The organism is Planctobacterium sp. AWH2_060 (genome assembly GCF_056158425.1).
Map to the genome: position 1 here is coordinate 1,653,108 of NZ_JBSWTG010000001.1, position 12,429 is coordinate 1,665,536.

The following is a 12,429-nucleotide window of genomic DNA, read 5'->3' on the forward strand; positions in this document are numbered from 1 at the left end:
GGCACCCTGTTAGCAAAACTGAATAGTGATCCGGGTGCCTTGTTGGTTTGCCACCTGAATTTGCCAGCCCTGGTGCTCACAAAGGCGTTTAACAATAGACAACCCAAAGCCAAAGCCTGTGCTTTTTTCGCCTTTTACGCCGGCTTCGGTGACCTTTTCGCAAATCCCTGGCTCAATCCCAGGCCCTGTATCCTGAATAATCAATTTGCCATTGCTAAAATCAATGCGTACCTCACCAGAATCAGTATATTGAAAAGCGTTGCTTAACAGGTTGTCTAGCAACACTTTTAGCATTTCAGGGGCGGCCTCTACGGTGACTTCACAATCTTCAGAAACATCAATATCCACTGGCTTATTTTTTAACAGGACGCCGTTATCCAAAATGGATTGTTCCAGAATCGGCATCAGGGCAACGGTTTGCTTTCGCGTTGCATTGTGTTCTTCTCTGGCCAACATTAATAGCGCCTGCACTGTCTTTTCCATCTGACTGGCGGCCTCGTAAATACGATTTAGTATTTTGTCGCTGTTGTTATCCGTTTCATTTTGATCAGCTTGTTTTTGACTTCGTCCCAATTCCACTGCATTTTTAATTACCGCCAGTGGCGTGCGCAACTCGTGGCTGACATCACGGGTAAAGTGCTTTTCTCGACTGAGTGCTTCACTGATTCGACCCAAGGTTTGTTCCAGTGTTACCGCCAACACGCCCACTTCATTATTGGGAAATTGTTCAGCAAACTGTTTGGGGATCTGTTCCGGTGCCACACCATCCACCAGCTCCGCAAGCTGTTTTAATGGTTTAGTGGTTTTTCGAGCCACCAGCCAGGCCAACATACAGGCAATGAGTGACACCAGCACAGTGCTGACTACCAATAAAACCAAAATACCCTTGCGAATCTTGCGCACTTGCAGGTCGGCGCTGACTTCAGCCAGTAAATACATATCTGGGTAATCATGCAGTCTCATTGCATGGTAGTGTCGTCCCTGCTCGCCATAAAATTCTATGCGTCTTGGCTCCAGAAGAGCTATTTCTCTGATTTCTTCGGGAAATGTTTGCTTCGAAAAATGCAGACTCATCCTAGCATTATCTGGTTGCGACCAGGTGCCGTTAGCTTGATATTCAGTGATAAGTTGTTCCGCCTGTCGCGCAATGTCTTTTTCGATGAAATTATCTTCAAGGACGTACATCAACAGAAAGGTCAATGCGCCAAAGATGAAAGACAGGACCACAGTAAATAAGCAAAACTGCAAGACAATACGCTTACTCAGACTGTGATAACGCTTGCCATTTAACTGCATCGGCCTAGCTCTCCGTATTTTCGATATCTAAAGTAAAGCCAACACCAAATACGGTTTTAATTAACTGACTGGCAAATGGCTTATCTAAAAGATTGCGTAATTGGTAAATATGAGAACGCAGAGAATCGGACTCGGTAGGTTCATCACCCCATAATTTGTGACTCAGCTCAGAACGACTCACCACCTGGGGATAGGCATCTACCAAAACCATCAAGATGCGAAATCCCATACTATTCAATGCCACAGATTGCCCCTCTCTGGCCACCGTTTTGCGCTTTCTGTCGATTTGCAGCGGTCCTAGTTCAATGACTTCTCGAGTATTCAGCACGTGCCGTCGCGATAACGCCAGACAACGTACTTCCAATTCTTCCAGAGAGAAGGGTTTGGTCAGATAATCATCTGCGCCACTGTGAAATCCCGACACCTTGTCGGCAATACTGTCTCTTGCGGTCAACATCAGGATGGGTACATGCCTGTCAGCTTTTTCTCTGATGTGCTTACAGACATCCAGGCCATCCATGCCAGGCAAATTAAGATCTAATATCACCAGATCATAGTAATTTTGTAACGCTAACTCTAGTCCTTGCGGTCCCTTCCCGGCGAAATCCATAACATGGCCTTTGTGTTCCATAAACTCAGCTATGTTTTGGGCAATGCTCAACTGGTCCTCCACCAGTAGGATTTGCAAAGAAGGGAGTTGTGTCATTGTTATTCCTTTTATCGCGTTTAGCGCTCCCGAAGGAGGTTGCTTTACAAAGTCAGCGTATTCAGCATGGTTTTGGCGGGTTCGAAATCTGGGTGTTTAGCCAGAATCGCATTCAAGGTTGTCATTGCCGCCTGATTATTCCCCAGCTTTCGCAGAGTTTTTGCAATTTGAATATCCAGTTGCGGATTGGCTATGTTTTTTTGTGCCGCCTGCATCAACTGAAGTGCATTGTGCAGTTGCTGGTCGGTTTCAGCAAGTGCCAGATAATAGTAACCATACATTCCCGCTAACGGAATATGATAGTGCTCCGCATCGCTGGCCAATATCTGCAGAGCTTCAGAGTCACCGTCAAGGAACTTTGCCACCAGCGCAAGGGTGCGATCGTCTCGAAACGATTGCAGTGAATTCAGCTCAAGACCTAAGGATTTAACCAGTTCTTCAGCCACAGATATTGTGGATGACGGATTTTGGCCGGTGATCAGGCGCTCCTCAACAGCCACATGGCTAAGCATAATATCGGAAGACTGAAACTTACCACCTCGCTCGATCAATTTGTCCTGCAGCATGAATTCAAACTCAGGCAGCCACTTTTTACCAAACAGTTGCTCTTCCTGATTAGTAAATCCGTTAACCGCTTTGTTTGCCACCAGATAACTACCATCGTTGAGCTTAACGTCTACTAATGCAGCAGGGCCATGACAAACAGCCGCTACCACGCCCTGGCGCTGATAAATATCAGCAATAAGGGTTTGCAGAGTTTGATCTTTGGGTAAATCAAACATTGCACCTTTGCCACCCACAATAAATACAGCGTCGTAGTGCTTTGCATTCAAGGTTGCCAATGCCAGAGTGTTATCCAGCTTAGCCATAATCGCTTCATCCTTTAAAACCAAAGCGTTGTAGGGTTTTTCCGGATCATATTTATCGGCTTCAACTTTGCCTCCTTGTGGACTGGCGATATCCACTGACAAGCCATTTTGTTTAAACACCAAATAAGCTTTAGAAAATTCATCAAATTCATAGCCGGGCTTTACTTCACCTTGTGCTTCGCCATATCCGCTGAGTACCATCAACACCCGTTGCTGTTCTGTTGCTAAGGCATTGCTTCCTGCCAATAATCCAACAAGAATTATCAATACGCTTAGTACACCTTTAAATACATTCATATTCGAATCTCCAATTACCGTTTTAAGCGTTTAAAAGCATAAAATCTGGGGCGTGAAACAGATGTGAAAAATGGCTCAGATAGAGCCATTTTTGAGCAAGGGGAAAAGTTTTTTTCAGTCCGTCATAAGTTCTCGAACTGAACTGTTTAAACTGTGTTTGCTGGCCAATACTCCGAGCACCACCACTGCTACTGATATGGTGAGCAGTGTCAGCGCTAACCACAGAAAATCTGGCTGCCAGGTCATAGAGAACTGTGATTGATAAATCAACCAGCCAGCTAACCAGGTACCAAAGATAGCGCCCCCTGCAGCAATAACCCCGGTAATCAACCATTCCAGGCAGGTCAGTTGCAAACAGGTTTTACGGGAAAAACCAAAGCTCAGGATAATACTGTTCTTTTTTCTGTCTTTGCGTTCACTGGCTTGAATAGAAGACAGGATCACAATAGTGGCCAGCAATATAATTAAGAATGCGAATCCGCTCACCACCTGGGTGACCATTCTGAGCATATTGTCAAAGTTCTGCATCATTTCTTGTAAGGAAACCATGCGTAACGAAGGATGTTTTTGCCACAACTGTGCCAACATAGGAAAGTGAGCATCCTGTAGCTCAAGACTGGCCATGGTATAATGCTCACCGGACAGATGAGTAACCGCGCTGGTTGGCATTTGTACCCAAAATGTAATTGCGCCTGCGCCGGGTTTATAACCATGACTGGCGACAATATCAAACTCAACCGATTGCTCTGCAATGGCAAAAGTCAATTTATCGCCGATGTTAAGCCCAAGATCGGTTAATACCTCCTGCTCTACCGAAATCTGCTGCCAGTTGTCACTATATTGCTGCCACCACTGCCCATTTAACAACGTATTATTGGCCGGAATGGCGTCCGTCCAATGCAACCGAATTTCCCGCTGTAAAGTGGACATACTGTCACTGGGCTTCTGACTGAAGTCGTCCAGCAACAGTCCATTCACTCGAATGAGCTTGCCATACATGAATGGCTTATTTTGTCTTATACTGATGCCCTGCTCTTCTGTCCAGGTTACAAGGTCACGCATCTGTTCTGCACTGGCCCGGGACACTAACAAATTACCGTCGTGCTGGCGCTGATAATTGGCCATACTGCTGCCCAAATCACGTAACAACATCAAGGTAAATAACAGCAGAAATGCACATAACCCAACACCTAAAATCTGTGTACTTTTCGTGATAAGGCGTTGTTTCATCATGAAAAATGCAAACGGCACCAAACCGGAAATATTGCGTGTTAACCACTCTCCCAGCGACAGGACCAGCCAACTCAACAACATGATCATCAGGATACTGGCCGCCATAGTACCCAATACCATAGTGGTTAATAAGCCATTGTCAGAATAGGCGACGGCGATACCCGCCAGCACCACCAGCGCGCACAACCAGGCGATGCCCTGATTCAATTTTTGCGCCTGGTTGAGTATTAGTTGCAACACAGAAGACTTAGCCACACCTAACCAGACCGGCAGTTGGAATGCCGCAAATACCAGCAATATCAGCAATGTTGTAGAGAATGCTAAAAGCCAGTCTGGCTGCCAGCTTAAACCCTGAAATGTTTCAGCCAACCAGCCCAGTAATAGCCAGTGACAAACCAGCGAAAGCAGCATAACCCAGGGGATCAGCGCGACTGACTGTAACAGCCACTTCATCAGGGAAATTTGAAAAATCGTTTTTTTGTTGGCTCCTAAACTTTGACAAATTGCACCAAAGAATTGCTCTTTTTGTAGTTTTACCCGAGTCAATTGCTGCATTGCAATAGCGGCCATGAAGAACAAAATAATAGACGCCAGACCAATAAAGTTTTCAGTTCTTTGCCAAAACAACGCCAGTGGATGCGCCCCTTTTTTATGATAAAGGGTCGCAGCGGGTAGCGCCTGTTTTTGCCAGTCCTGTATCTGCTGAATTTGCTCACCTGAAGCCGCCACCAGATAACGATGAGTCAATAAATTTTCAGAAAAATTGAGAGCAGCCAAATCCTGTTGATGAATCAAAGCCCGCATTTGTACATTGTGTCCCTCCATCAGTCGATCCGGCTCATGCAATAAAACTTTGCTCACGATAAAATCGACACCAGCAATCTGCAGCACACTGCCCGGTTGCGCTGCCAGACCGGCCATCAATCTTGAATCCAACCATATCTCTCCGGAAGCCGGGCCCACCAACTGAACTTCTGGGTTTTCAACGGAGCTTCCAGCCCTCAGCTCGCCCTGCAGCGGATAGTCTTCCCCAACCGCTTTCAATGTTGCTCTTTGCCACTGCTCGTTGAAGGTCAGCGTAGTATTGATACTCCGGGTTAACACTATTTGTTCAGAGAATTCCGAAAGTGCTTGCTGATGTTTTCCTGTCAATGCACGACTGTGTTGCAACACCAGGTCAGCCCCCAAAAGATTATTCAGATTCCCGGCGAGATAAGACTGAACAGAAGCGCTGGTCAAACTCAGGGTAACCATAAATACCATCAGTATGATTTGCGTCCAGGCGATAAAGCGCTGCCACAGATAGCCTCTTTCCTGAGAGAAAAACTGCCAGGCCAGAAGTAGATTTTGATTAAGCATATTGCACCGCCTCAGAATCTACTGACGATTCTGTTTGTGTTGCTGCCATAGCCCGATCTTTTTCGCGACTAGCCCACGCTAACTTGCCTTCGTTAAACGCCAGTATCTGTTGCGCCTGCGCCGCTAACGATTCACTGTGGGTCACCATCACCAGCGCAGCTCCTCGTTCCTGACAGCAGGAAAACAGGATTTCAGACACTTCTTTTGCCGAAGCGCTATCCAGGTTGCCTGTGGGTTCATCAGCAAAAATAAATTCAGGCTCAAACACTAGTGCTCTGGCAATCGCTACCCGTTGCTGCTCGCCACCGCTTAGTTGTGCCGGTTTGTGAGTCAGACGATTGCCAAGTCCCACTTTTTCCAGCCACTCTGTAGCTTTTTTAGTGGCGTCCCGTTGCCCGCGTAGCTTTAGCGGTAGTGCCACATTGTGTAATGCAGTTAACTCAGGCAGTAAGTGAAACTGCTGAAAAATAAAGCCCACTTTATCTCTGATTTCCGACAAGGGCTGAATACCACTGACACCGTGGTATTGGCAGCTCCCTGTGCTGGGCTGTGCTAAACCGGACATCAGGGTTAATAAGCTAGATTTACCGGAGCCAGACGGTCCGGTTATAGCGTAAGAACGCCGCTGGTGAATAGCGATATCAAGCTGGCTAAACAAGGTGATTTGTTGGCCCTGACTAGTAAACGACTGGCTAACATTGTTTAACTGAATAAAACCCGAATTAACTTTGCTGACTGACATTGTTGAAACTCCGTTGTGTGGACGATGTCAGCCTAAATGTCAGCGTGTGAAACAGTTGTGAAAACTCATTCCAATCTAACTGGCAATGCTATTGGCATGGCTACTCTGGATTGAGTAGCCTGGATTGTCTGAAGCGATTAGTGTCCTTTCAACGCGGTGATAAGTGTAGTGGCGTGTTCCTGCAAATCATGCCCCAGATGGGTAAGATAACCACCGTCAGCCTGAGTAATAATCCCCTTTTGAAACAATCGCTGTGCGGCATCAACCATGGCAGGGTCAGCATCGTGATGAATTTTCAGGCCCTGATCCAAACTTTGGTTAGGGAATTTCAGGATCAACTCTATTTCATCTTTCATTTCTGGTGTTATCTGATTCATTCACACTCTCTTTAGAATTTATTAGGGTCAAAATGAGTGTAGTGCAAATTAGACCTTGAACACCACAAAAATATGCTTAGTTTTTGACGTTTACACAAACAGGCTGTTACAGATAACGATTTAACCGCCAGTTTCCAGCCAATAGTCTTGATTAACATCAGGTAAGTAGTAGGTCAAAATACCGTCTGCCTGAGTTATATAATTAACCGCAACTGGTGTTGTTAAATTAAGTCGTTGAGCCATGTTGCTATCTGGGTAAAACCTCAATACGCCACTTTTTTTACCCAACACTTCAGTCACCAACACAAAAGCTTCAAAACCAAAATATTCGCCAATAAGTCGATAAAATGCTTTGAATAAGGTCTCTTTGGCAGAAAACACCATAGTGACGGCTTTTTCAAATGGCAAACCAGTATTTCGCAAAATTTCAATTTCCCTGGCATTCAGAATTTGATGACATATTTGTTCGGCAACATCAGATGACAACCAAACCTCTTCATCGATACCTACATCTGACCAGGCAGATTGTGCGACAATACACTTCGCAGAATTACCAGTATGGGTAATAGCGCCAGTCATGGTTTCCGGCCATCGGGGGCATCGATTCTCGCCAACTTCAAGCGTTCGATTGTCTATTCCAAGCAATTGCATTGCATTAGCAGCACAAAAACGTCCTGCCAAAAATTCAGCTTTCCTTTTATTCACAGCGTTTAACAAATGCTCAGGAAGGTGAATATTTAAATTCTGAAACAAGCCGTCATGATAATTATCCACGGCAAAATTGCAGTTATAAACCCTGGCCCCATGAATATCAGGCAAATGAAATTCGCCATGTGAAAGGATAAAGTTATCGCTCTCTAATCTGGTTGCTTGTCCGGCCAAACACATATTAGTCAAACACAATTCAGGCATTCTTTCCTCTGAACACAAGGTTAAAATTTTTCACAAAATAGCTAAAAGATAATACCAGTATTGCCAATAGTAACATCGCCTGAGTAAATGAGAGTTCCGAGAAAAACAATGTTGAACTGGCTTCGGCAAACAATACAATTTTAATAAAAAGCAACAGTGCTTTGGGGTTAGCTTTGGACATAACCCACCCGCCAATAGGTGCAAATACCAGTACTACCGGAGCAGCCACTAACCAACTATTGGACACAAAAGCAGAAATAATTTCCGGTTCAAATGTCAGGATATAAGTGCTGCCAATTATCGAAGTAAGCGCCATATAGGTAACAGTTGTGGGAATAATTTGCTTGGCTGGTCGACGGTACAGTATTGCCAGGCAGAAAAACAACATGGTATCCGCTCCAGCCCCCAGTGTTGCGGCCAATGCACCACCGGCAACACCCATTAAGGCCAGTCCTAAGATTGTCACCTGCTTTTCGTCGCTATCGCCTTTTTTATGTGACAGTAGCAACAACATGCCAGTAATAAGCGCACAAATACTAAAGAGCAATTTAATTTCTGTATTGACTAATAATGGGCCAGACATAACCCATATAAACCCAACTATGGTGGTGGGCAACAATGCCAGCAACACCTTCCAATTAATATAGATGCGAGAGAATATAAAAAATAAAGTCGCAGAGGTCATTCCAACTGATTGAATAAACAAAGAAAACACTTTGGCCTGCTCTGCTTCAATGGCAAAAAACTTAGAAAAGACAGGGAATGCTACTGCCCCTCCGCCTAAAGGCGTTGAGCCCGCAACGAATGAACCAAAGACCATGACAAGCGCACTTGACCAATAGTCTTGCCACACCACAAACAACCCGAAATGTGACATAAAAGCCACCCAAAGCAGCAGTAGACAGGCTACTAACAGGGAGAAAAATCGAACATCCAGTTTCATTATAAAACACTTCTCAACGCAGCAATTTTTTTCACTTTTATCTCACGCATGAGATACAACATATTGTTATGGTTAAACTAACTGGGCAGAGGGAATGTCCAATGTATCTTGCGCTCTGACCTCTAACTCAGCTTGCACCAAGGCATCCAACGCCCGGTTTAATTTGGCTTTACTTAATTTACCCGAAAGCGATTGAATGTATGACCGCAAATAGAATATCCGGTCAAGCGGTGGAATAACGTCTCGGGTAAAAAATGGTAAATCCAGGTCAGCCATATACCTTATCCCCAAAACAGGTAAGGGGCTGCACATTGGTTTAAAGTCTTCATTGTGTAACCCTGGACTTTGATTACCCATGTAAAATTCCCCCAACATCAAACCCATACCGACAAATTCTTCTTTATATCTGCCGTGAATTTCATCAATAATACGAGCCGCATTTTCACCCAGTTTTGGTAAAACAATAATAAATGCCTTGTTTAACGCGCCAGCTCCCTGAACAGGCTCAGTTTTTAAGAATAACTCTCGATATTGCAAAAACATACTTCCGATATCATCCACGGAGAGATCATTGTCGGTAATTTCTGCAAGCCACAAACCATCAGTTTGCAATGATGTCGGAATGAATGGGCATACAGAGCCTTTTCGCCCCAATTCCTGATGAGGTCTGGCTAAGAAATTCTTTATCCATTCACAAGTTTTCCAGAGCGGTGAGCCTTTAGCACTGGACTCCATTACTTTTGAAATAGGGCGCAACGACACGATGGGTGAAGTACTTTTGAAAATCTCATCCGGGATAACTTTGCTGGCTACATCTTTACCATTAACGGGACAACCGTTTACTCTGGTATCAGACGATCTAAAGGTGTTCATCGTTTTATTATCTAAGTCTTTAATCATGATGTATTACTCAGCAATTTGATTTTCAGTAAGGGGCAATGAAGTCTCACAAAGTTTTGCCGTCATTGGTGATGCCATCCCCACCAAAACTTTTCTCTCTCCGGTAAAGCTCTCTCTACCATGGGTAAATAGCATGTTATCCAATAGCAACAGATCACCTTTTTGCCAGGTGAAAGACACTTTGGTCTCTTCATAGAGGTCCCGAATTAATTGCAAAACCTCGGCTTCAATAGGCGTACCGTCACCATAGTAAGTATTTCTGGGTAGCTCATCTTCTCTCATTATTTCAAGCAAGTGCTTCTGGGTGCTCTCTTCGAGATTACTTATGTGGAACAAATGAGCCTGATTAAACCACACCTTTTCTCCCGTTATTGGGTGTATTGCTGTCGCCTGATTAACCTGACTGGTGCGCAGTCCGCCATTGTCCAGCCATGTAAATTCAATGTTATTGTCGCTACAAAACTGTTCAACTTCGCTTCGGCTTTCAGTCTGAAAAACCTCCTGCCATGGAACATCGATATCCGAATAATTACGCACATATTTTATGTTGTGCTGTTCAAATCGTTCGATTATCTCTTGCGGTAACTTTTGATAAAGCAATCGGCTATCACTGATCGGTGTCGCACCTCCAGACTCCGCTGTTTGTAAACATAAAAACCCCAATCTCATTGCCCATTTGTTGGTATAGGAATTTTCATTGTGTTGTGCGATTACCTGGTCAGAATGATACTCGGTGGCAGTATAGACGTTTCCTCTTAGTTCGGTTCTGGGAGTAGACCTATTGCTGTAGGTCAACAACTCTTGCCCAAACAGCGTTTCTAATAATTGCGAGAATGGTTTACTGCCGGGAATGCGCAAACCTCTGATGAGTAGTGCGCCATTTTTCTCCAATAGCGTCTGCACAGACTGGCTATTTTCTTTGGCCCACTCAATCGCCTTTTTCCCTTGCGTATCGACTTCTAACAAAATTGGTAGCCCTGCCACCTCTTGTAGTATTAGTTCTTTATTATTGTTGTTTATCATTGCAGATACTGTATTAGCGAGTTTATTCAGATACTACTGCGGACAAACAAAATGTTGTCCGCAGCAATCCAGCTTAGGCTGGAGAAAAGTTGAACTCTAATTCCTTGTTTAAATATTCCGTGATATGAATTAAATGCTCACCGTATGTCCAGTGAGCCTCAAGATCTTCGATCACATGGAACTCGCTCATGAGTTTTCCGTTTTTGAAGTGACGTAAAACCGGATGTAAGAACTGGCTTTGCTCAGCGTTGTTCAGGTTATCTCGAGCAATTCGATTCTGGGAAAAGATATCTCCATCGTGGTTCTGACCATATTCGAAGGTCAATGCCAGCACATCGTCGTTTGCAAAATAATCCTGAGTTCCGTATTCCAGAGGCATGGCTTCATGATGCTCAATATCACCTTTGCCAAGGCGGAAAAACTCGGCCAGGAAGCCCGGTTGCTGCCATAAGCTGCTAACCACATTGACTCTGTCGATAATATACTTACCTAGTATTTCATCATCATTTTCCACCAGTTTATGAGGAATGTTTTTGCCCAGAATTCTATTTTCTAGTATTTCGATGAGTGACTTAACGTTGTAACGGAAACCGTGAATAAAACCAGATGTCGCTTTCTTGTAATCCAACATGTGCATCAATGCACCAGCAAAATACAAACCTTCCACATTAGAGCTTTCAAAGCCATTATTCATTTTCGGAAACTTACCCATATACGCGAGTTCAGGCATACAGTTTTCCGCAAAAATGTCAGCGCCAAACTTGAATCCGGCACAACTCAGCACATAATCATACTTCAGAGTTTCCACTTCGCCTTCGGCATGCTTATAGTTGAAGGTAACCTCAAAGCCATTTTCGGTTTTAACGATTTCTTCAATATCAGCATCCATAATAGCGTGCTGAGATTTCAGCTGATACATATCAAGGATGTTGTTGTTCACCGCTCTTAGATTACCAACGTAGTGGCTCGACCAGGCGAGTTTAAGCGAATTAGGACTGGATAAGTGAATAACAGCAGCAGTTTCAACTAAGTTATCAGCGGTTTCAAAGGCGGAGTTGCCTTTCCCGATAATCAGCACTTTTTTATTAATAAAGTCATTTTTATCTACTGAACAAAAGGAGTATTCGTCCGCATGTTCAATACCTTTAATATCAGGAATGTTCGGCTTAGTATAACCAGTGGCCACGATCACCGTTTTCGCCTGAATATTTCTGCCTGAAGTCAATTCAACATTAAAAACACCATCGTTTTTGCTGATTTCTTTTACATCGGCATTGTAGGTAATATCCAATTCTTCCGATTCAATAAAAGAGGTCATATACTCCAATAGTGAATCAGAACTTGGAAATAACTTTTCGTCAAACTCTTTGAATAACGGAGCATTCTCCGACAACAAACTGTTCCAGTCGTGCCTTAAGTTAAACTCTCTGTTATCGCTACCTGTATAGCGCTTATTGATCGAAATAAGAGTTTTGTGCCTTGGGAATGTTTTAAAGAATGACCCGGCACAATCGTTTCGTTCTAAAACTTCAAATGTAAACCCTTTTTGCTTTAAAAAATATGCTGCCTGGACTCCAGCTGGGCCCGCACCAATGACAACTACGTCTAACATGTAACGCTCCATTTTATTTTTAGTGTGTACTTTTAGTTAACAATGCGCGCACCCTTAAACAGACAAAAGTAACCCCTCGCCTGATTTGAATGCGAACCCATTTTCAAAAATTCTATCTTTGGAGGTATTTTACTGCGCCTCCAGGCAGCTAACTTAAACT

11 protein-coding genes are annotated in these 12,429 nt (G+C 44.0%); all 11 read right to left on the reverse strand.

Going from position 1 to position 12,429, the window contains the following annotated elements; translation table 11 throughout:
* Positions 1-9: 9 nt before the first annotated feature.
* A complete protein-coding gene (locus tag ACXAD8_RS07235) occupies positions 10-1,296 on the reverse strand; it encodes a sensor histidine kinase (RefSeq protein WP_475226671.1) in 1,287 nt (428 codons plus the stop codon).
* Between the two features lie 4 nt (positions 1,297-1,300).
* Complete coding sequence (locus ACXAD8_RS07240; RefSeq protein WP_475226673.1) at positions 1,301-2,002, reverse strand: response regulator transcription factor; 702 nt, start codon at positions 2,000-2,002, stop codon at positions 1,301-1,303.
* A gap of 44 nt (positions 2,003-2,046) precedes the next feature.
* Entirely contained in the window at positions 2,047-3,168 is a 1,122-nt protein-coding gene (locus ACXAD8_RS07245; RefSeq protein ID WP_475226675.1) for a type 1 glutamine amidotransferase domain-containing protein, read from the reverse strand.
* A gap of 114 nt (positions 3,169-3,282) precedes the next feature.
* Entirely contained in the window at positions 3,283-5,760 is a 2,478-nt protein-coding gene (locus ACXAD8_RS07250) for an ABC transporter permease (protein ID WP_475226677.1), read from the reverse strand.
* Positions 5,753-6,502 carry an ABC transporter ATP-binding protein gene (locus tag ACXAD8_RS07255; RefSeq protein ID WP_475226680.1) on the reverse strand — a complete coding sequence of 250 codons (750 nt, stop codon included), beginning with the start codon at positions 6,500-6,502 and terminating at the stop codon, positions 5,753-5,755. Before ACXAD8_RS07255 ends, ACXAD8_RS07250 begins: the two co-directional genes overlap by 8 nt.
* Before the next feature lie 137 nt (positions 6,503-6,639).
* Positions 6,640-6,879 (reverse strand): TIGR02647 family protein, encoded by a 240-nt coding sequence (locus ACXAD8_RS07260; RefSeq protein WP_229528940.1) that lies wholly within the window; start codon positions 6,877-6,879, stop codon positions 6,640-6,642.
* Positions 6,880-6,999: 120 nt separating this feature from the next.
* A complete protein-coding gene (locus ACXAD8_RS07265) occupies positions 7,000-7,791 on the reverse strand; it encodes a 4'-phosphopantetheinyl transferase family protein (protein WP_475226682.1) in 792 nt (263 codons plus the stop codon).
* Positions 7,784-8,734 (reverse strand): TSUP family transporter, encoded by a 951-nt coding sequence (locus ACXAD8_RS07270; protein ID WP_475226685.1) that lies wholly within the window; start codon positions 8,732-8,734, stop codon positions 7,784-7,786. Before ACXAD8_RS07270 ends, ACXAD8_RS07265 begins: the two co-directional genes overlap by 8 nt.
* 72 nt (positions 8,735-8,806) lie before the next feature.
* Entirely contained in the window at positions 8,807-9,634 is an 828-nt protein-coding gene (locus tag ACXAD8_RS07275; RefSeq protein ID WP_475226687.1) for a DUF6875 domain-containing protein, read from the reverse strand.
* Between the two features lie 6 nt (positions 9,635-9,640).
* Positions 9,641-10,657: a TauD/TfdA family dioxygenase gene (locus ACXAD8_RS07280; protein ID WP_475226689.1), complete on the reverse strand. Its 1,017-nt coding sequence runs from the start codon at positions 10,655-10,657 to the stop codon at positions 9,641-9,643.
* 73 nt (positions 10,658-10,730) lie between these two features.
* Complete coding sequence (locus ACXAD8_RS07285; RefSeq protein WP_475226692.1) at positions 10,731-12,269, reverse strand: NAD(P)-binding domain-containing protein; 1,539 nt, start codon at positions 12,267-12,269, stop codon at positions 10,731-10,733.
* Positions 12,270-12,429: the final 160 nt, after the last annotated feature.

Coding starts and splice junctions, on each gene's coding strand:
- ACXAD8_RS07235 (WP_475226671.1), bottom strand. CDS start 1,296: ATGCAGTTAAATGGCAAGCGTTATCACAGTCTGAGTAAGCGTATTGTC.
- ACXAD8_RS07245 (WP_475226675.1), bottom strand. CDS start 3,168: ATGAATGTATTTAAAGGTGTACTAAGCGTATTGATAATTCTTGTTGGA.
- ACXAD8_RS07265 (WP_475226682.1), bottom strand. CDS start 7,791: ATGCCTGAATTGTGTTTGACTAATATGTGTTTGGCCGGACAAGCAACC.
- ACXAD8_RS07280 (WP_475226689.1), bottom strand. CDS start 10,657: ATGATAAACAACAATAATAAAGAACTAATACTACAAGAGGTGGCAGGG.
- ACXAD8_RS07250 (WP_475226677.1), bottom strand. CDS start 5,760: ATGCTTAATCAAAATCTACTTCTGGCCTGGCAGTTTTTCTCTCAGGAA.
- ACXAD8_RS07285 (WP_475226692.1), bottom strand. CDS start 12,269: ATGTTAGACGTAGTTGTCATTGGTGCGGGCCCAGCTGGAGTCCAGGCA.
- ACXAD8_RS07275 (WP_475226687.1), bottom strand. CDS start 9,634: ATGATTAAAGACTTAGATAATAAAACGATGAACACCTTTAGATCGTCT.
- ACXAD8_RS07240 (WP_475226673.1), bottom strand. CDS start 2,002: ATGACACAACTCCCTTCTTTGCAAATCCTACTGGTGGAGGACCAGTTG.
- ACXAD8_RS07260 (WP_229528940.1), bottom strand. CDS start 6,879: ATGAATCAGATAACACCAGAAATGAAAGATGAAATAGAGTTGATCCTG.
- ACXAD8_RS07270 (WP_475226685.1), bottom strand. CDS start 8,734: ATGAAACTGGATGTTCGATTTTTCTCCCTGTTAGTAGCCTGTCTACTG.
- ACXAD8_RS07255 (WP_475226680.1), bottom strand. CDS start 6,502: ATGTCAGTCAGCAAAGTTAATTCGGGTTTTATTCAGTTAAACAATGTT.